Origin of the sequence: Mucilaginibacter sp. OAE612, from assembly GCF_041806395.1 — a bacterium.
Lineage (GTDB): Bacteria > Bacteroidota > Bacteroidia > Sphingobacteriales > Sphingobacteriaceae > Mucilaginibacter > Mucilaginibacter rubeus.
This window is the reverse complement of record NZ_JBGMUW010000001.1, coordinates 1,872,575-1,891,019: the sequence shown is the minus strand read 5'-3', so window position 1 is coordinate 1,891,019 and position 18,445 is coordinate 1,872,575. Positions and strand designations below refer to the sequence as shown.

15 protein-coding genes are annotated in these 18,445 nt (G+C 42.5%); 7 read left to right on the top strand and 8 right to left on the bottom strand.

All coding sequences use genetic code 11. The features are described 5' to 3' along the window. Nucleotides 1-15: 15 nt before the first annotated feature. Both ABID99_RS08030 and ABID99_RS08025 read left to right on the top strand, forming a co-directional pair. Nucleotides 16-3,336, top strand: coding sequence for a SusC/RagA family TonB-linked outer membrane protein (locus ABID99_RS08030; RefSeq protein WP_373613385.1), 3,321 nt, complete (start codon nucleotides 16-18; stop codon nucleotides 3,334-3,336). Between the two features lie 11 nt (nucleotides 3,337-3,347). Next, nucleotides 3,348-5,525 carry a glycoside hydrolase family 3 N-terminal domain-containing protein gene (locus ABID99_RS08025; RefSeq protein ID WP_373613384.1) on the top strand — a complete coding sequence of 726 codons (2,178 nt, stop codon included), beginning with the start codon at nucleotides 3,348-3,350 and terminating at the stop codon, nucleotides 5,523-5,525. Between the two features lie 156 nt (nucleotides 5,526-5,681). Here the strand turns inward: ABID99_RS08025 and ABID99_RS08020 are convergent, their stop codons facing one another. Both ABID99_RS08020 and ABID99_RS08015 read right to left on the bottom strand, forming a co-directional pair. Further along, nucleotides 5,682-6,905: an RNA polymerase sigma factor gene (locus ABID99_RS08020; protein WP_373613383.1), complete on the bottom strand. Its 1,224-nt coding sequence runs from the start codon at nucleotides 6,903-6,905 to the stop codon at nucleotides 5,682-5,684. Between the two features lie 40 nt (nucleotides 6,906-6,945). Further along, nucleotides 6,946-7,296: a YciI family protein gene (locus ABID99_RS08015; protein WP_091162621.1), complete on the bottom strand. Its 351-nt coding sequence runs from the start codon at nucleotides 7,294-7,296 to the stop codon at nucleotides 6,946-6,948. A gap of 191 nt (nucleotides 7,297-7,487) precedes the next feature. Between ABID99_RS08015 and ABID99_RS08010 the strand changes: the two genes are divergently transcribed. After that, a complete protein-coding gene (locus tag ABID99_RS08010) occupies nucleotides 7,488-8,474 on the top strand; it encodes an aldo/keto reductase (protein WP_373613382.1) in 987 nt (328 codons plus the stop codon). Between the two features lie 83 nt (nucleotides 8,475-8,557). Further along, a complete protein-coding gene (locus tag ABID99_RS08005) occupies nucleotides 8,558-8,911 on the top strand; it encodes a TfoX/Sxy family protein (RefSeq protein WP_090526967.1) in 354 nt (117 codons plus the stop codon). A gap of 248 nt (nucleotides 8,912-9,159) precedes the next feature. Here the strand turns inward: ABID99_RS08005 and ABID99_RS08000 are convergent, their stop codons facing one another. From ABID99_RS08000 to fbaA, 3 genes are all read right to left on the bottom strand, one after another. Continuing rightward, complete coding sequence (locus tag ABID99_RS08000) at nucleotides 9,160-9,585, bottom strand: GNAT family N-acetyltransferase (protein ID WP_090526965.1); 426 nt, start codon at nucleotides 9,583-9,585, stop codon at nucleotides 9,160-9,162. Then, nucleotides 9,542-10,060 carry a low affinity iron permease family protein gene (locus tag ABID99_RS07995; protein WP_373613381.1) on the bottom strand — a complete coding sequence of 173 codons (519 nt, stop codon included), beginning with the start codon at nucleotides 10,058-10,060 and terminating at the stop codon, nucleotides 9,542-9,544. Before ABID99_RS07995 ends, ABID99_RS08000 begins: the two co-directional genes overlap by 44 nt. A gap of 102 nt (nucleotides 10,061-10,162) precedes the next feature. After that, on the bottom strand, nucleotides 10,163-11,242 hold the full coding sequence (gene fbaA, locus ABID99_RS07990; protein WP_090526963.1) for a class II fructose-bisphosphate aldolase: 1,080 nt from the start codon (nucleotides 11,240-11,242) through the stop codon (nucleotides 10,163-10,165). 269 nt (nucleotides 11,243-11,511) lie between these two features. Between fbaA and accD the strand changes: the two genes are divergently transcribed. After that, nucleotides 11,512-12,357: an acetyl-CoA carboxylase, carboxyltransferase subunit beta gene (gene accD / locus ABID99_RS07985; RefSeq protein WP_112654351.1), complete on the top strand. Its 846-nt coding sequence runs from the start codon at nucleotides 11,512-11,514 to the stop codon at nucleotides 12,355-12,357. A 312-nt stretch (nucleotides 12,358-12,669) separates the two neighbouring features. Then, nucleotides 12,670-14,553, top strand: a complete 1,884-nt coding sequence (gene htpG / locus ABID99_RS07980; RefSeq protein WP_373613380.1) for a molecular chaperone HtpG — start codon at nucleotides 12,670-12,672, stop codon at nucleotides 14,551-14,553. Between the two features lie 64 nt (nucleotides 14,554-14,617). On the opposite strand, the gene ABID99_RS07975 is transcribed toward htpG, so the two are convergent. Further along, nucleotides 14,618-15,262, bottom strand: a complete 645-nt coding sequence (locus tag ABID99_RS07975) for a hypothetical protein (protein ID WP_090526957.1) — start codon at nucleotides 15,260-15,262, stop codon at nucleotides 14,618-14,620. A 132-nt stretch (nucleotides 15,263-15,394) separates the two neighbouring features. Between ABID99_RS07975 and ABID99_RS07970 the strand changes: the two genes are divergently transcribed. Next, a complete protein-coding gene (locus tag ABID99_RS07970) occupies nucleotides 15,395-15,907 on the top strand; it encodes a DUF4251 domain-containing protein (protein ID WP_373613379.1) in 513 nt (170 codons plus the stop codon). Between the two features lie 106 nt (nucleotides 15,908-16,013). Here the strand turns inward: ABID99_RS07970 and eutC are convergent, their stop codons facing one another. Both eutC and ABID99_RS07960 read right to left on the bottom strand, forming a co-directional pair. Further along, nucleotides 16,014-16,769, bottom strand: a complete 756-nt coding sequence (eutC, locus tag ABID99_RS07965) for an ethanolamine ammonia-lyase subunit EutC (protein WP_373613378.1) — start codon at nucleotides 16,767-16,769, stop codon at nucleotides 16,014-16,016. A gap of 244 nt (nucleotides 16,770-17,013) precedes the next feature. Then, on the bottom strand, nucleotides 17,014-18,381 hold the full coding sequence (locus ABID99_RS07960; RefSeq protein ID WP_373613377.1) for an ethanolamine ammonia-lyase subunit EutB: 1,368 nt from the start codon (nucleotides 18,379-18,381) through the stop codon (nucleotides 17,014-17,016). Between the last annotated feature and the right edge of the window lie 64 nt (nucleotides 18,382-18,445).

Genomic DNA, 18,445 nt, shown 5'->3' with positions numbered 1-18,445 from the left:
AGGTTATCAGTATAAATGAAAATACGGTTTAGGTTAATATTATTCTTCAATTTACTGGCTATATTAACTGTATATTCACAAACCCGCGTCACTATCAATTTAAAATCGGCCGATTTTAAAAAGGTGATCTCAGCCATCGAACGTCAAAGCATTTATCATTTTGTTTACAGCGAAAGAAAAATCCCCACTTTAAACAAAGTTGACGTAGACGTTGATAATGAAGATGTTAAAAGCATTTTAGATAAAATTTTGGCCAATTCGGGCTTCGCTTATACCGAGCTTGCCAATCACCTAATAGTAATTGCCCCAATTGATGAAATAGTTAATGTAGTTAAGGTAACGGGCATTGTTGTTGATGAAAATGGCGCACAGCTTGCCGGCGCTACAGTTAGGGTAAGAGGGTCAACCATGGGCTCGCTCACTGACGCGAAGGGCGCGTTTTCGCTTGAAGTACCCTCTGGGTCAACGTTGATAGTGAGTTTTGTAGGTTACATTACAAAAGAGGTAAAACTTAATAACGTTGCAACATTAACTATTCCGCTTACAGTAAGTAATGTGCTAAACGAGGTAGTTGTAACGGCGCTTGGCATTAACAAGGAACAAAAAAGGGTGGGTTATTCAGTAACAACTATTAGTGGTGAAGTACTTGATAAAGCCAAGGAATCAAATGTAGCATACTCATTAGAAGGGCGCGTAGCAGGTTTAAGTATCAATGGCATAAACGGCGGACCAGGATCTTCTGCGCGTATTTTACTAAGAGGCGTTACAAGTTTTGGTGCAAGCGCGCCACTCTTTATTATTAATGGTGTGCCCATGGATAATACTCAAAGGGGCTCAGCCAATGAATGGGGCGGGGCCGACTTTGGCGATGGCATCAGCAATATAAATCCCGACGATGTTGAAAATATGACCGTATTAAAAGGCCAGGCGGCATCGGCACTTTATGGAGCACGCGCGGCCAATGGCGTAATTTTAATAACTACCAAAACAGGAAAAAAAAACACTCCATTTGGTGTTGAGTTTAATACCAATTATCAAACTGATAAAGCAATTAATACCTTTGATTATCAAACGCAATACGGCCAGGGTTTGTATGGGATAAGGCCGACTACCGTAACCAATGCAATATCCTCAGGCAACTATGGCTGGGGCGAAAAACTGGACGGTAAACCCACAATTCAATTTGATGGCGAATATTACCCCTACTCGGCTGTAACAGATAATATCAGTAAATTTTACCGTCGGGGTTATACTTTTACCAACACTGCTGCATTTAGCGGCGGTAACGACAATGGTAATTTCCGGTTGTCATTATCAAACCTTAGCAACGGCTCAATAGTACGAAACAGTGATCTCAACCGCAAAACGTTCAACTTATCGGCAAGTCAAAATGTTACCAAAAAACTGAATATTAATATTGTAGCTAATTTCATCAACGAAACTTCTAACTTAAAACCCAACCTGAGCGATGGGCCTTTTAATGTAAATAACATTCAATATCTGGCAGCCAACGAAGATCAGGCTATCCTTGCGCCTGGTTATGCTTCAGATGGCAGTGAAATAAGATGGAATAGCGACACCTTTACTACAAACCCTTATTTTACCGTTAACCGGTTTATTAATGATGTAAACCGTAACCGCTTAATAGCTGCATTATCAGGCAAATATAATTTCAATAATTGGATGTATGCTCAGTTGAGGTTGGGCAACGACATCCTTTACGATAAACGAAAAACGGTTACCCCAACCGGAACCGCTTATTACGCCGGCGGAACGGGGGGACTTGATGAACAGTCAAACACCCAACGATCTGAACTAAACAGTGACCTGTTAATAGGTGCCAAACATGACATCATTCCTAAGGTGTTGAGTTTTGACATATCTGCCGGGACTAACCTACGCAAAAACACATACGAGTACACGAAGCTTTTTGGAGGCCCATTCATTGTACCATATTTTTATAGCTATAATAATTTGAGCATCAAGAGCAGCAACTACAACTATAAAAGTACCGAAACGCATTCGAGCTATTACGCTGTTGATTTTTCATTCAGAGACTATTTAACCATAACTACTACCGGCCGCTACGATGCCTACTCCACGTTGCCGAGCGATAACCGGAGTATCTTTACGCCTTCGGTATCGGCAAGTCTTTTATTTTCCGATCTTGTTCATATTCCCAGCCTTGATTTCGGAAAATTGAGGTTATCGTATGCGCAAACGAGCGGCGAGCCAACTGATGCATATGTAACAACCCAATATTACACAACAAATTATTCGATAAACGGTATTGCCATCGGCAGTTTCAGCGACAGCCTGCCCAATTTATTTCTTAAGCCTTACACGCTTACCGAAATGGAAGCCGGTACCGAGCTTAAATTTCTAAACGGCAGGCTTGGAATTGATGTAGCCTATTTTCACCGTAAAACAAAAAATGAGATCATTAAAGGCGACCTTGATCTGGCAACCGGTTTTGCACGGCGGTTTATTCCTACGGGCTCAACCCAAAACAACGGCATTGAAATTGAGCTAAGCGGCACTCCAGTTAAAACAACAAGTTTTAACTGGTCGCCATCGTTTAATTTTACCTATGTACAAAACAAGATCCTTCAAACAGACGGCACTCCCGAGTCGGCTAACATAAGCTTCGGTACTTACCGCCCGCTAAATGCTGCTACGGCACTGGTTAAAGGCTTGCCAGGGCCCCAGATTATGGCCAACGATTACCTTAGAAATGATAAAGGACAGATCATTTTTGACGGAAATGGTTTACCCATGGCCGGCCCGCGTGTACCTATGGGCAGCGCGGTGCCTAATATATACGGTGGATTAAACAACAATTTTGCATTTGGCAAACTAAGCCTCTCATTTTTGATCGATTACCGTTTTGGTAATAAGATATTATCGGCTACAAATTATAATAGCATTTACAGGGGCTTTAACCAGCTTACCCTTTCAGGCAGGGAAAACGGCGTTATTGGCAATGGCGTAAACAGCAATGGTGAAAAGAACACGATTGCTGTACCTGCCCAAAACTATTACCAGGCGCTAGCCCAAAATGTATCTGCATTAAATGTGCTTGACGGCAGGTTTATCAAATTACGGCAAGTTACTTTTGGCTATACTTTTTCAAAGGGCTTTCTTAATAAAACACCATTTGAAGGCATAACCTTTTCACTGGTAGGCAGAAACCTCTGGACCATCATGAAGCGCTCGGCCAATATCGATCCGGAATCTGGATTTTCGCCGGATATAAAATATGCCGGAATCGAGGGAGCAAGCCTTCCGCCAACCCATACTTATGGAATAAATATTAACTTTAAACTCAAAAAATAAATCATCTAAAAATGGCTTCCACCATAAAACACAAACTCCTATGTTGTTTGGTAATGCTTACGGCATTACTAAAATTTTCTACCGCAAATGCACAAGCTCCTTTTTATAAAGACGGTTCGCAATCGATTGATTCACGCGTAAAAGATCTTTTATCGAAATTAACCATCGAAGAAAAAATCTCCTTATTAGGCTACCGCAGCCAGGCCGTGCCACGTTTAGGCATCCCTGCCTATAACTGGTGGAACGAGGCTTTGCATGGCGTAGCCCGTGCCGGTGAAGCTACCATATTCCCACAGGCTATCGGGATGTCGGCTACATTTAATGAAGATCTGTTAAAACAGGTATCAACGGCAATATCAACTGAAGCCCGTGCAAAATATAACCTGGCCATTGCACAAGACAGGCACCTGCAATACATGGGACTTACCTTTTGGACGCCCAACATCAATATTTTCCGCGATCCGCGCTGGGGACGCGGGCAGGAAACTTATGGCGAAGACCCTTTCCTGACCGGCCGTATGGGCTCAGCTTTTGTTAAAGGTTTGCAGGGCGATGATCCTAAATACCTGAAAACATCTGCCACGGCCAAACACTTTGCCGTACACAGCGGCCCCGAAGCCACCCGCGATAAATTTGACGCTAAGGTTGATGAAAAAGACCTTCGCGAAACCTACCTGTATGCTTTTCACGAACTGGTTAAAAACCACGTTGAATCGGTAATGAGCGCCTACAACCGTGTTAACGGTGTACCAAACTCTATCAATAAAATGCTACTTACCGACATTCTGCGGAAAGAATGGGGCTTTAACGGCCATGTAGTAACCGACTGTGGTGCCCTGGATGATGTGTACCTTACCCACAAAACACTACCAACTGCGGTTGAAGTAGCTGCTGCTGCCATCAAGGCTGGTGTTGACCTGGATTGCTCATCCATTTTGCAGAACGATGGTATCAAGGCCATTAAACAAGGTTTACTTACCGAAAAAGATGTTGACCAGGCCTTGAGCGCTATCTTACGCACCGAATTTAAACTGGGTTTTTATGACGATCCGGCCGCTAATCCTTATCATGGTTACGGGGCCGACAGTGTTCACAATGAACAACATTTGGCTTTGGCCCGTAAAGTGGCCCAGCAAAGTATGGTATTGTTAAAGAACAACAACAATGTTTTGCCATTCAAAAAAAGCAGCTACTCCAGCATTATGGTGGTTGGGCCAAACGCGGCCTCGCTCGACGCCATGATAGCTAATTACCACGGCACCAGCAGCAAGGTGATCAATTTTGTTGAGGGCATTACCGGCGCTGTTGATAAGGCAACCCGTGTTGAGTATGATTTAGGGTGCGACTATAAAGATACCACCCATTTTGGCGGCACCTGGGCTGCGGGTAATGCTGATGCTACCATTGCTGTGATAGGCCTCTCCCCCGTTTTGGAAGGCGAAGCAGGCGATGCTTTCCTATCTGAAAGCGGCGGCGATAAAAAAAACCTGAGCCTGCCTGCCAGCGAAATTGCATTTATGAAAGAACTGCGCAAAAGTGTAAAAAACAAGCCCCTTGTAGCAGTAATTACCGCAGGCAGCGATGTTGATATATCCGCTATTGAGCCTTATGCCGATGCCATTATATTTGCCTGGTACCCCGGCGAGCAAGGCGGTAACGCTTTAGCTGATATTATTTTTGGCGAAGTTTCGCCATCTGGTCACCTGCCGCTTACTTTTTATAAAGATATGAGCGACCTGCCTGATTACAGCGATTACAATATGAAAAACCGCACCTACCGTTACTATACCGGCCCGGTACAATATCCTTTTGGTTTCGGTTTAAGTTATACGTCGTTCAGCTACACCCTGGGCAGTAAATTAAAAAACACCTACAAAAAAGCCGATACCCTTGCAGTAACAGTAAACGTTAAAAACATCGGTAAATTTAATGGCGATGAAGTAGTGCAGGCGTATATTAAATATCCCAACATCGACAGGATGCCTGTTAAAGAATTAAAAAGCTTTAAACGCATCAGTCTGGAGCAGGATAAAGAAGGTACCGTTACTTTGAAAATCCCTGTTCAGGATTTACAGAAATGGGACCTTGCCACACACAAATGGAAGCTTTATCCCGGCAGCTACAAATTAGTACTGGGCAGCAGCTCGGCCGATGAAAAGTTGGTAGCTGATTTCAAGATATCTAATTAAAAACTAATAAAGACTTACGAAGTTTTAAAAACTTCGTAAGTCTGGTAATACTTAAAGGTGTCATTGCGTGGAACGAAGCAATCCCAAGCTATACAGGGCGAACCTGCTTATCGGGGATTGCTTCGTTCCTCGCAATGACGTTTTTTTATAACTAACTCACAATAAAGCCTCTAAATCCTTCATAATTCTACTTTTATCTGTAGCGGTCTTAGCCAGTTTCAGGGCAGTTTGCAAATGCGATACTGCCTTTTTACGATCTACCCCTGTATACAAGTAACCAAGCAGCACATGGTACAAATGATTAGTATCCAATTTTAACTTTTCGGCCTCAATAATGGCATTCTCCTTCCCTTTTACCTTTGCCAGGGCATAAGCCCGGTTCAACGCAGCCGCGGGCGAATAAGCAGCGATAAGTAACCTATTGTAGAGCATTAATATATTTTCCCACTTTTCGGTAGTATCAGTTTTAACGGTATGCCAATAAGCTATAGCAGCTTCAATATGATATTTACCGGCGCCGTTTCCTTTAGAGGCAAGGTTTAGGTAGTATCGCCCCTTTACTATCAGTTCATCATTCCAAAGCATTCTGTCCTGGTCATCATAGCGGATCATTTCGCCATGTTCATCTACCCGGGCATCAAACCTTGAAGCATGAAAACACATCAATGATAACAAGGCATTCACCTCGGGCAGGTTGGTTTGTTTGTTTTCTATAAGGAGATAGTTAAGCCGCATGGCTTCTAAACACAAATCTTTTCGCAATGTAGTGCTCTGGCAGCTGGAGTAATAGCCCTCATTAAACAGCAGGTATAAAGTTTTCAGTACGATGCCCAGCCGGTTAACAATATCAGCCGGTTCAGGAAAAACGATCTTTACTTTTTGCTCCCTGAGCTTTTCCTTAGCCCTGAACAGACGTTTGTTAATGGTTTCTTTATTTGATAAGAAAGCCTCCGCAATTTCATCAATTCCGAAACCGCAAAGGATACGTAACGCCAGGGCAATCTGCGCCTCGGCCGGCAATACCGGGTGACAAATAGCAAACATCATTTGCAGCTGGCTGTCGCTAATATTTTGGTCAGAAAGATCGATCTCCGCCTCGTAATTATCCTCTGCAACAATCCCTTCAGCTATTTTTTGCTTAAGCCTGGAGCCACGCCTTAAATAATCAGTTGCTTTATTGCGGGCCACAGTATATAACCATGCCTTAGGGTTATCCGGCAACCCCTTGATCCCCCATGTTTCGGCAGCTGTGAGAAAAGTATCACTGGCAATATCTTCGGCGGCTTCTATATGTTCAAAGCCGAAATAATGGCATAATACCGCGATTATCTTTTGATATTCGGAGCGGAACAAATGTGGTAGAAGCTGATCTTGCTGCATAAAACAAGCAGCCTCCCGTATATGGGAGGCTGCAAATCAATTATACTTCCATTGGGATGATAGGACGCACCTCGACACTTCCCCCTACCGACAGGATCGGGCAGCCCTTTGATAACTCCGCGGCTTCCTCCAGCGACGACGCTTTGATAATGCTGTAACCGCCTATAGCTTCCTTAACTTCAACATAAGGGCCGTCTGTTACCACATTGTCGGGTTTTACTACGCTGCCGGAGGTATCCAACCTATTGCCTACGGCCACCAGTTTGTTTTGTGCGGCAATCCCGCCAATCCATTCGCGCCAGTAATTCATCATGGTTTGCATCTGTTCGGGCGACCGCTGCGCTGCAGTGGCTTCTGCGTCTCTTCTGAAGATCAATAAGAACTCGTTCATGTTTTTTGAATTTAATGGTTAAAAACCAAAAGACGATCAGGTTTGGCTGAATTGGACAACCACTCGATTTTTTTTCAAATTAACCAGAAAAAGTTAATCTGCAATGTATAACCTTACATAATACTTATAAATTGAGGTTGATATGCTTTTGTTATTTCACGTACTTTGATAATAAACAATACTACCACATTATGAAATACAGAAAATTAGGAAACACCGGAGTTGAACTTTCGGCCATTGGACTGGGATGTATGGGCATGAATCATGCTTACGGCCAGCCGGATGACGATGAATCAATAGCTACGCTTGAAAAATCAATAGAAATAGGTATTAACTTTTGGGATACGGCCGATGTTTATGCCAATGGCCGAAATGAAGAACTGGTATCAAAGGTATTGGTACCCAATCGTGATAAGATCTTCATCGCCACCAAATTTGGTTTCAGGGCCGGTGCCGATGGCAGATTGACCGAGTTTGACGGCTCGCCGGCTTATCTTAAAACCGCGGTTGAGCAGAGCTTAAAACGCTTAAAAACGGATGTGATTGACTTGTACTACGCCCACCGGATCGACCCAAATGTGCCTGTTGAGGACATGGTTGGCGCCATGGCCGACCTGGTAAAAGAAGGTAAGGTAAAATACCTGGGCCTGTCTGAAGCTTCGGCAAATTCTGTCCGTCGTGCACATGCGGTGCATTCAATCAGCGCATTACAAAGTGAATATTCCTTGCTAACGCGCGATGTAGAGGCTGAGGTATTACCAGTTTGCAAAGAGCTTGGGATTTCATTTGTGCCATTCAGTCCGCTGGTGCGCGGTTTGGTAACAAACACGTTGGATGTAACCAAACTGGCTGATAACGATTTCAGGAAAAGCCTGCCCCGTTATCAGGATGCCAACGCCGAAAATAACATGGGGCTGGCTCATGAGTTTGCAAAGCTTGCCACTCAAAAAAATTGCACACCTGCCCAGTTGGCGCTTGCCTGGGTGCTGGCACAAGGCGATAACATTATCCCTATTCCAGGAACAAAGAGGAGAAAATACCTTTTGGACAATGCAGGTTCGGTTGATGTGGAATTAACAGCCAATGATTTACAGGATATTGAAACCGTTTTAGCTAAATACCCGGATACCGGCGACAGGTATAATGAGGCTAATTACAAATTTGTTGATAAGAATTAATTGTAATTTTATTTCACTAAGGCGCTAAGACGCCGGATTCCGTTGCCGTCTTGGCGCCTCTGCGTGAAAAAATATAAACCCTTATGGCATATAACGAACAAATGGCCGATCGTATTCGCGAAGAATTAATGGACCTTCCGGTGGTGGAAGAAAAGAAAATGTTCCAGGGAGTTTGTTTTATGGTAGATGATAAGTTATGTGTTTGCGTACGCGACAATAGCATTTTGTGCCGCATTGGCGAACAACAAGCCGCTATTGAACTTGAGAAAGGAAACTGTAACCAAATGGTAAGCGGCGAAAGAGTAATGAAAGGCTATGTTTATGTTGAAGACTTCAACCTGCAAACCAACGACCAGCTGAATTACTGGATTAATTTGTGCCTTGAATTTAATCCGCTGGCAGAAGCATCTAAAAAGAGGAAATCCAAAAAGAAATAACCCTCATTTATTCACCGTTGGTTTATCGACCATAGTAGTCAGTCTGAGTGATTAAATCCGATGGCCCCTGAAGGTGTAATGACAAACTTTGAACTGTCAGTCTAAGCCCATCGAAGACTCGCGCGCAGAGGCCCCGCCCACCATGTTTCGAGAGCCTCAACATGACATCCTTTTTAACTTGTCATGGGCAGGTAGGAAGCAACAACGCTTTCTTTACTTTTAAATAGTCGCTGCAAAACGACAACGTTTTACTTCTTCACCATTTTATAATGTTTGATCCCGGCTTCTTCAAACTCCGGCCCTGATGCTTCAAAACCCAGTTTTTCATAAAAAGGTACCGCGTGGGTTTGCGAATTAAGATAAACATAATCCGCATCGGCCGGCAAATCAGTTAACACCGCTTTCACCAGCTCTCCTCCTATCCCAAATCCTCTGAACGTTTTCAATACGGCAAACCGCTCAAGCTTATAACCATTTTCGGTTTTACGCCAGCGGCAGGCACCGGCCGGTTCTCCATCAACGGTAGCTAAAAAATGATGAGATACATCTTCATGTTCATATTCCAGCTCGGGAGGGCAATTTTGTTCAACTACAAATACTTCCCTCCTTATGGCATGCACGATATCAAGATCAGCTTGCTCCGTTACTTTTTTTACTATGATTTTTGCGGGCATTGATGTAATGCGGTTTTGTTTTGAAATGATTGAGTTTTGTGGTGTGGTTTTCTCTTGCCGCATCAATAGAGTGCGTACAGGTGATATCATCTTCCTCTTCGGCAAGTCCGGCCAGTTCCACATAAAATTTATGCAATTGATCGAGCTCCTTTTCGGTAATATCTTCAATATCAACCATCCGGTTACTTGCCCCCTGGTACGAGGCAAGCAGCTCATTCAGTTTCAAATGTATAGCCTTCGAATCTTTATTTTGCGATTTTTGGATCAAAAAAACCATCAGAAAAGTAACCACAGTAGTACCGGTATTGATAACCAACTGCCAGGTATCTGAATAATGGAATAATGGTCCGGTTATTCCCCAAACAATGATGATACCAAAAGCCGTGATAAATGCGCCCGAACTGCCCGTGGCTATAGTGGCCCAATTGGCAAAGCGTTCAAACAAATTCTTTTTCTTTTTATTAATTTCAACCATATAGCAGACTTTATCTTTTTTTAATGGAATCGCCAGCTGCCTGTAAACAACAAAGCGCCTGTACAACAAATGTACAGGCGCTTTGTTAATTTCTGATGAATATTATAATTTGCTGTAAACGTCGATACAGTTAAGGTCTTCAAAGGCAACAGAAAGCCTTTTTACAAAGTTTTCCTCACCTTTGCGTAACCAAACGCGCGGGTCATAATATTTCTTGTTTGGAGAATCCTCACCATCCGGGCTACCGATCTGGCTTTGCAGGTATCCTTCTTTTGATTTATAGTAATCTTTAATGCCTTCCCAGTAAGCCCATTGCATATCGGTATCAATATTCATTTTGATAGCACCATATGAAATAGCTTCGCGGATTTCTTCCTGGCTTGAACCAGAACCACCATGGAATACAAAGTTGATCGGTTTTTCGGCAGTTAAACCAAATTTTTGTTTAACATACTCCTGTGAGTTATGCAGGATAACCGGTTGTAACTTAACATTACCTGGTTTGTACACACCATGAACGTTACCAAAAGCAGCAGCTACAGTAAAACGGGGGCTTACTTTTAAAAGGTGCTCATATGAATAAGAAACCTCTTCTGGCTGGGTATATAAACGAGAGCTGTCAACATCAGAATTGTCAACACCATCTTCTTCACCGCCGGTTACACCCAACTCAATTTCAAGGGTCATGCCCATTTTAGCCATACGCTCAAGATATTTAGCCGAAATTTCGATATTCTCTTCAATAGGCTCTTCTGAAAGGTCGAGCATGTGCGATGAAAATAGAGGCTTGCCTGTTTCGGCAAAAAATTTCTCGCCATGATCCAGGAGGCCATCAATCCACGGTAACAATTTCTTGGCAGCATGGTCTGTATGCAGGATAACCGCAACGCCGTAATGCTCAGCCAACAGGTGAACATGCTTTGCAGCAGATACACCACCTAAAATACAGGCCTGAAGTTTTGAATTATCCAATGATTTGCCGGCGTAAAACTGTGCACCGCCATTTGACAGCTGAATAATAACCGGAGAGTTAACAGCTTTAGCTGTTTCCATAACTGCATTGATAGTATTAGTACCAATAACGTTTACTGCCGGTAAAGCAAACTGGTGCTTTTTTGCTGCTTCAAATAGTTCCTGCACCTGATCGCCGTGCAGAACACCTCTATAATTTTTTAAATCCATTAGCGTTTATTTGGGGCTCGAAGTTATAAAATTTATTGAATTCGGATAAGCAATCTTAAAAGTATATTAAAACGGTAGTAAAAATAGGGTTAATTTAAAAATATGATATAATTAATTAACAATCCGATCCTTTTATTACAAAAATAGCATTAAATAAGTAATTAAACTTTCAAGCAAACAATTTGCCCCCTATAACTTTTTATATACCGGCACCACATGTTTAATATTTTTTGTTTCTTTGTACCCAATTGAAAGAGTTAGACACAGATATGGCATGGTTTAAACGAGAGTTGAAAGGGATAATTACGACTACTGAGGAAAAGAAGGAAGCCCCCGATGGCATCTGGAATAAATGCCCTAATTGTAAGAAACCTTTACACTATTCTGAGCAGGTAGAAAATCAATATGTGTGCCATTACTGTGGCTTCCACCTGCGCATAGGTTCAAAAGAATATTTTTCGGTACTATTTGATAATAATGAGTTTACAGAGCTTTTTCCTGAGCTTACATCCGGTGATCCGCTTCATTTTGAGGACACCAAAAAATACACCGACCGGCTTAAGGAAACTCAGCACAAAACAGGTTTAAAAGATGCAATAAGGGCAGGCGCCGGTAAAATTGACGGTCAGGACCTGGTTATCGCCTGTATGGACTTTAACTTTATTGGGGGCTCAATGGGATCGGTAGTTGGTGAAAAGATAGCCCGCTCTATTGATTACTGTATCCAACATAAAGTTCCGTTCCTGATGATTTCAAAATCGGGTGGTGCGCGCATGATGGAAGCGGCATTTTCACTGATGCAAATGGCTAAAACATCGGCTAAGCTTGCGTTGCTTTCACAGGCAAAAATCCCTTATATATCTTTACTTACCGATCCAACCACCGGTGGCGTAACAGCATCATATGCTATGTTAGGCGATATCAACATTGCCGAACCGGGCGCGCTGATAGGCTTTGCAGGGCCAAGGGTAATTAAGGAAACTATTAAAAAAGATCTCCCGAAGGGTTTCCAGACTGCCGAATTTGTGCAGGAACATGGCTTCCTTGATTTCATTGTTGACAGAAGAGAAATGAAAGAAAAATTAGCCTCGTTTATCAAAATGATGGCCGATTAACGATATAAGCAATCTTTATTATATGGTAAGGGATAAGCTTAAATGTTTATCCCTTATTTTTTTGCTATAGCTTTTGGAAAATCGTCATTGCGAGGAGGAACGACGAAGCAATCGCGAACTCTGCAGGGGCACATAGCCGTCTGTAAAGTTGGGGATTGCTTCGTATCTTGCAATGACGGGTGAATAAGCCTTATCTCCACGACCTATCTGCCCCCCCCTCATCCTGCCATTTTGACAATATAATAACAATTGGAACACACATTGATGTTGCATTGGCGACAATCATTAAATCAATCCTATTAAAATATAGTTATGCAAGAAAAAGGCAGCATTTCGATCCACACCGAGAACATTTTCCCGATCATTAAGAAGTTCTTATACTCTGATAATGAGATATTTTTGCGCGAGCTGGTATCAAACGCGGTAGATGCTACCCAAAAAATTAAACGTTTAGCTTCATTAGGCCAGTACACCGGCGAACTTGGCGACCTCCGTGTTGAGGTTGCTTTTGATGCAGACAAAAAGACCATCACCATTAGCGATAATGGTATCGGTATGACCGCCGAAGAGATTAAAAAGTACATCAACCAGATCGCTTTCTCAGGCGCCACCGAATTCATGGAGAAATTCAAGGAAGCAAAAGATGCCAACGAGATCATCGGTCGCTTTGGTTTAGGTTTTTATTCGGCTTTCATGGTAGCTGATAAAGTAGAGATCCAAACCCTATCCTACCAGGAAGGCGCAGAGCCTGCTTTCTGGGTATGCGACGGTAGCACCGAATTTGAAATTGGCGAAGGTATTTTAGAAGAGCGTGGTACCGAGATCACTTTGTATATCAATGATGAATCGGCCGAGTTTTTAAGCCAGTACAAATTGCAGGAGATCCTGGATAAATATTGCAAATTTTTACCTGTGCCTATTAAATTCGGCACTAAGACCGAATCTGTTGAAGATGGTGTTGACGAAGAAGGTAAATCAAAATACACTTCAGTTGAAGTTGATAATATCATCAACACCACCAACCCTATCTGGACAAAAGCACCATCTGAATTAAAAGATGAGGATTATCTTGACTTTTACAAACAGCTTTATCCTTTCAGCGAAGACCCATTATTCTGGATCCACCTTAATGTTGATTATCCTTTCAACTTAACAGGTGTACTATATTTCCCTAAGCTGAAAAATGATTTCGAGTTCCAGAAAAACAAGATCAAACTATTCAGCCGCCAGGTATTTATTACCGACGAGGTAAAAGATATTGTTCCTGAATTTTTGATGCTATTACATGGCGTTATCGATTCACCGGATATTCCGCTTAACGTATCAAGAAGCTTTTTACAGGCAGATAGTAACGTTAAAAAGATTAACAGCTATATCACCAAAAAAGTAGCTGATAAATTGTCAGACCTTTTTAAAGCCGACCGCAAAGCTTACGAAGAAAAATGGACCGACATTGGCCTGTTTGTAAAGTATGGTATGGTGAGCGAAGACAAGTTTTATGACAAAGCCAAAGACTTTGTTTTGGTTACCAACACCGAAAAACAAAACTTTACGCTGCCCGAGTATAAAGACAAAGTTGAAGCTAACCAAACAGATAAAGACGGTCAATTGGTTTACATCTACACCAATGACCCTGCGAAACAGGATTCGTTTATCCAGTCTGCCAATAAAAAAGGCTATGATGTATTGGTGATGAATTCACCTATTGACAATCACTTCATCAGCCAGTTGGAGCAAAAATTAGAGAAAACATCATTAAAACGTGTTGATGCTGATGTTGCTGATAAACTGATTAAAAAGGATGACGCGCTTGAAACGGTACTTACCGAAGAACAAAGCACGCAGGTAAAAAGCATTTTTGATAAAGCCATTAACAGGCCAGCTTACAACGTTCAAATAGAAAGCCTTAACCCAGACGAGTTACCGGTTACCGTAACTATGGACGAGTTTATGCGCCGCATGAAAGATATGGCAGCTATGGGCGGTGGCATGAGTTTTTACGGAAACATGCCTGATAACTACAAAGTAATTGTAAATGGCAACCACAAACTGGTAAGCCGTATTTTGCAGGAAGAAGACGAAACTGTACAGGCACAACTTTCAAAACAAGCTTTTGATTTGGCATTGTTATCACAAGGCTTATTAACCGGTGCCGATTTAACCGAGTTTGTTAAACGCAGTGTTAGCTTGATATAATACATTGCTTTAATAAAGCAGCAAATCCTTTACTTTAAAGGCCATCTGAAAAACAGGTGGCCTTTTACATTGAAAGGATCTCTGCTAAGTTTTCTTTAAGAAGAATAATTTCAAAAGGATCATGTGTTATTTTGCAGATTTGGCCATTACTTTCAATCCCTATAAAATCACCGTCTTCAAGATCTTCTATATGATAAAACACCCGGCCTTTCAGGTTTAGTTTATAAACATTCTCCGGCTTAATCAACTTCAGGTCATCTTTACTTATTATCCTTTTCAGGCTTTCATAATCCTCATTGTCATCCGCATAAAACTCCTTGACATAAGCATCTGTATCAGCACTAATAACATCAATAATCTGTTTTTTTAAACCGTGTATAGAATATCCTGTGATAACTCCGTTATGTACGTATATTACATACATAAATGTTTTACTCCCGCCAATATCCCGCACTTTTATATTGGTAATTTTATAGCCATGCTCGCGCTTGCGTTCAAAAGCACTAATCCCGTCGGCATAAGAAAATGCCACATAATCAGGATAAGAGGCACTATAACCAACAAGAGATGAGGCAAATATATCTGCTTCTATCTGGCGTTTCAGATATTCAAACTCCGTTGGCAGTTTTTCAAGCGTTTTATACATCAGCACCAATTCCCAATCCTGTACAGGGCGCTTTGACTTTTTTCTATTAAATAGCCGAAACATAATTTCAATATCTTTTTAGTGCCTAAATCTACTGAATTACCAGTGGGCTTTTTTGTTTAAAAGATTGCTTAAATTTGAATGTACTTAAACCTAAATAACTCTTTACTGTCTAACCACTTAAACATTTATATCATGAAAATCTTAAACAAAATAGCCCTTTTGGCTGCTTTCATATTTATTGGCGTTAACGTAAGCTTTGCTCAAACCAAGGCTGAAAAAAAGGTAGCCAAACAGGCTGAAATCAAAAAGATGGTAGAGGACCAAAACTTTGTATTTAAGGCAAATTATGCTTTACCGATGCGGGGCGGTACCAGGCCGCTTACCTCTGATTATGACATGACGATAAGCAAAGATACCATTGTATCATTTTTACCTTACTTTGGCCGGGCCTATGTAGCGCCTCCTCCGGGAACAACAGATGGCGGCATCAAAGTTAATACTACCAAATTCACATATTCGTCAGTAAAAAAGGGAAGCGGATGGAATATCACGATCAAACCCAAAGAAAAAAACATAGCCGACTGGCGCGATGTACAAACATTTAACCTAAGTATTTCGCAGGATGGATACGGCTCCCTGCAAGTGATCAGCAGTAACCGCGACCCAATATCATTCAATGGTTATGTGGAAGCGAGGAGGAAGTGAGTCTTAAGTACGAAGTTCTAAGTATTAAGTCCGAAATTTGCTATATGGAGCTTTCGGACTTTTCTATTATATCGAGCTTTATAACTTATGACTTCCGACTTAGTACTTAAGACTCTATCAATCCCGCATTATCCTTCAGCTCCACTCCCGACAGTTTCCGTTTGAACGCTTCATTAATTAAATAAAAAATTTTCTTTGCTGCTTTTTTATAGGTTAAACCTTTGGGACGGATATTAGAAACGCAGTTTCGTGATTCGTCTGTCAAACCGGGTTTGGGATTATAGGTAAGATATGCACCAAGACTATCCGCGGCACTTAGACCAGGGCGTTCACCTATCAGGATCAGCGAAAGTTTAGCCTTCAGGCCATACCCAATATCGTCGCCAATGGCTACCCTCCCCTGTTCAACCAGACTTATTGGCGCAAGCTTTAAACCATCGGCAACCAACAAAGGAATTAGTGCATCAAGCAGGCCTACAGCGTTTTCATTTACAGCGGTTGCCGAAAGGCCGTCAACTATCATGATAGCTATATCACTTTTAGCGCTATAGGCGTTTAATTCGTTCAGCGAGGCGTCGTTCAGCCTTCGTCCAAGGTCGGGTCGTTGCAGGTACTGCCGACGGTCGGTTATCCGGCTATGCAAGTGTAAAACCGGCAGTTCAAAGTGCATCAGCGAGTTTGTTAGCTTAGCAAGATCAAGCTCAGAATATACGGCATCACGTGCATGTGCATGTGCCAGTTTAAACTCAAGCGACTGTTTTAAGGGGATACTCGTTCCCACCCGGCCAATAGCTATCCGCGCGGAAGTAAATTCCTGCAAAGCTTTTAGTGGCTCAATTTCCTGTGGGATATTTCGTTTCATTTAATGGTTTACTTATGTCCTTGATATAGCAGCAACCTGTCACTCTGCCTTCGCTCGGCTCCAGCTGAATGACCATTATTCATAGGCCTCCGGCCTGTGTGCCATAAGAGCTACGTCGGCCAGAGGCCGTGAGATAGCTGACACTCGGCTGGAGCCGGGCGACGGCAGAGGATGACGCCGTATTTTTTATTTTTCGTCAGTTCAAAAAACCTTTTACCTTTCGCCTTTACCCTTTCGCCTTCAATCAAAAACCTCTCAACAACCCGTGTTCCGTAACAGGCAGCATATAACCTTTATCATCAACAATCCTCTGCTTTATCAACCAACCCTCAAACTCGGGAGCGGGTTTCAACCCCAATACTTTACGCAGGTAAAGGGCATCATGAAACGAAGTTGACTGGTAATTAAGCATAATATCATCCGAGCCCGGAATACCCATCACGAAGTTACAACCCGCTACACCAAGCAACGTAAGCAGGTTATCCATATCGTCCTGATCGGCTTCCGCATGATTGGTATAGCAAACGTCAACTCCCATGGGCAAGCCAAGCAGTTTTCCACAAAAATGATCTTCGAGCGCGGCACGGATGATCTGCTTGCCATCATATAAATATTCGGGGCCAATAAAACCAACTACAGTATTCACCAGCAAAGGATTAAACTTACGGGCGACGGCATAGGCCCTCACTTCGCAGGTTTGCTGATCTACCCCGAAATTGGCATTGGCCGATAGGGCGCTACCCTGTCCGGTTTCAAAATACATTACATTATTACCAACAGTACCCCGCTTTAACGATAATGTGGCCTGGTAAGCTTCCTCAATCAAGCTTAAATTAACCCCGAAACTGGCATTTGCTTTTTCCGTGCCTGCAATGGATTGAAAACATAGGTCGACAGGGGCGCCTTCGTTAACCAATTGTAATGTGGTAGTTATGTGGCTTAGCACGCAGGTTTGTGTAGGGATATCGAAACGGTGCCGTAACTCATCCATCAACGTCAATAAACTGCTCACCGCCGCCGGACTGTCAGTCGCCGGGTTGATGCCTATAACAGCATCGCCGCTACCAAATAATAAGCCGTCGATGATGCTGGCCGCTACTCCCCGCGGATCATCAGTTGGGTGATTGGGCTGTAAACGGGTACTAAAATGTCCCTTTAACCCTATGGTATTACGAAAGCGGGTAACTACCTGGCATTTATTGGCCATAGCAATCAGGTCCTGATTGCGCATCAGTTTGGATACTGCAGCAACCATTTCGGGTGTTAAGCCGGGAGCTATAGTTGTTAAAGTAGCACAGTCAGTTTCATCACTTAATAACCAATCGCGCAGTTCACCAACCGTTAAATGACTGATGTGGCCAAAGGCTGTCTCATCATGATCATCAATAATAAGGCGGGTAATTTCATCATCCTCATAAGGGATCACCACTTCGTTTAAAAAATTTTTAAGCGGCACATCGGCCAGGGTAATTTGTGCAGCCACACGTTCCTCATACCCGGCGGCACAAAGCCCGGCCAGTTCATCGCCCGAGCGATAAGGCGACGCCTTCCCCAGTAACGTTTTAAGGTTGGGAAATTTATAAACCCGGTGATGTATGTTGTGGCGGTACATATTTATATCATTATGTCATTGATCATTGGGTCATTTTTTTCAATCATTATGTCATTGGTTCATT

Excerpts from the sequence above, each read along its gene's own strand:
- htpG (WP_373613380.1), top strand. The coding sequence starts at position 12,670 with ATGCAAGAAAAAGGCAGCATTTCGATCCACACCGAGAACATTTTCCCG.
- ABID99_RS08020 (WP_373613383.1), bottom strand. The coding sequence starts at position 6,905 with ATGCAGCAAGATCAGCTTCTACCACATTTGTTCCGCTCCGAATATCAA.
- ABID99_RS07995 (WP_373613381.1), bottom strand. The coding sequence starts at position 10,060 with ATGGTTGAAATTAATAAAAAGAAAAAGAATTTGTTTGAACGCTTTGCC.
- accD (WP_112654351.1), top strand. The coding sequence starts at position 11,512 with ATGGCATGGTTTAAACGAGAGTTGAAAGGGATAATTACGACTACTGAG.
- ABID99_RS08010 (WP_373613382.1), top strand. The coding sequence starts at position 7,488 with ATGAAATACAGAAAATTAGGAAACACCGGAGTTGAACTTTCGGCCATT.
- ABID99_RS08025 (WP_373613384.1), top strand. The coding sequence starts at position 3,348 with ATGGCTTCCACCATAAAACACAAACTCCTATGTTGTTTGGTAATGCTT.
- ABID99_RS07960 (WP_373613377.1), bottom strand. The coding sequence starts at position 18,381 with ATGTACCGCCACAACATACATCACCGGGTTTATAAATTTCCCAACCTT.
- fbaA (WP_090526963.1), bottom strand. The coding sequence starts at position 11,242 with ATGGATTTAAAAAATTATAGAGGTGTTCTGCACGGCGATCAGGTGCAG.
- ABID99_RS07970 (WP_373613379.1), top strand. The coding sequence starts at position 15,395 with ATGAAAATCTTAAACAAAATAGCCCTTTTGGCTGCTTTCATATTTATT.
- ABID99_RS08030 (WP_373613385.1), top strand. The coding sequence starts at position 16 with ATGAAAATACGGTTTAGGTTAATATTATTCTTCAATTTACTGGCTATA.
- ABID99_RS07975 (WP_090526957.1), bottom strand. The coding sequence starts at position 15,262 with ATGTTTCGGCTATTTAATAGAAAAAAGTCAAAGCGCCCTGTACAGGAT.
- ABID99_RS08005 (WP_090526967.1), top strand. The coding sequence starts at position 8,558 with ATGGCATATAACGAACAAATGGCCGATCGTATTCGCGAAGAATTAATG.
- ABID99_RS08000 (WP_090526965.1), bottom strand. The coding sequence starts at position 9,585 with ATGCCCGCAAAAATCATAGTAAAAAAAGTAACGGAGCAAGCTGATCTT.
- eutC (WP_373613378.1), bottom strand. The coding sequence starts at position 16,769 with ATGAAACGAAATATCCCACAGGAAATTGAGCCACTAAAAGCTTTGCAG.
- ABID99_RS08015 (WP_091162621.1), bottom strand. The coding sequence starts at position 7,296 with ATGAACGAGTTCTTATTGATCTTCAGAAGAGACGCAGAAGCCACTGCA.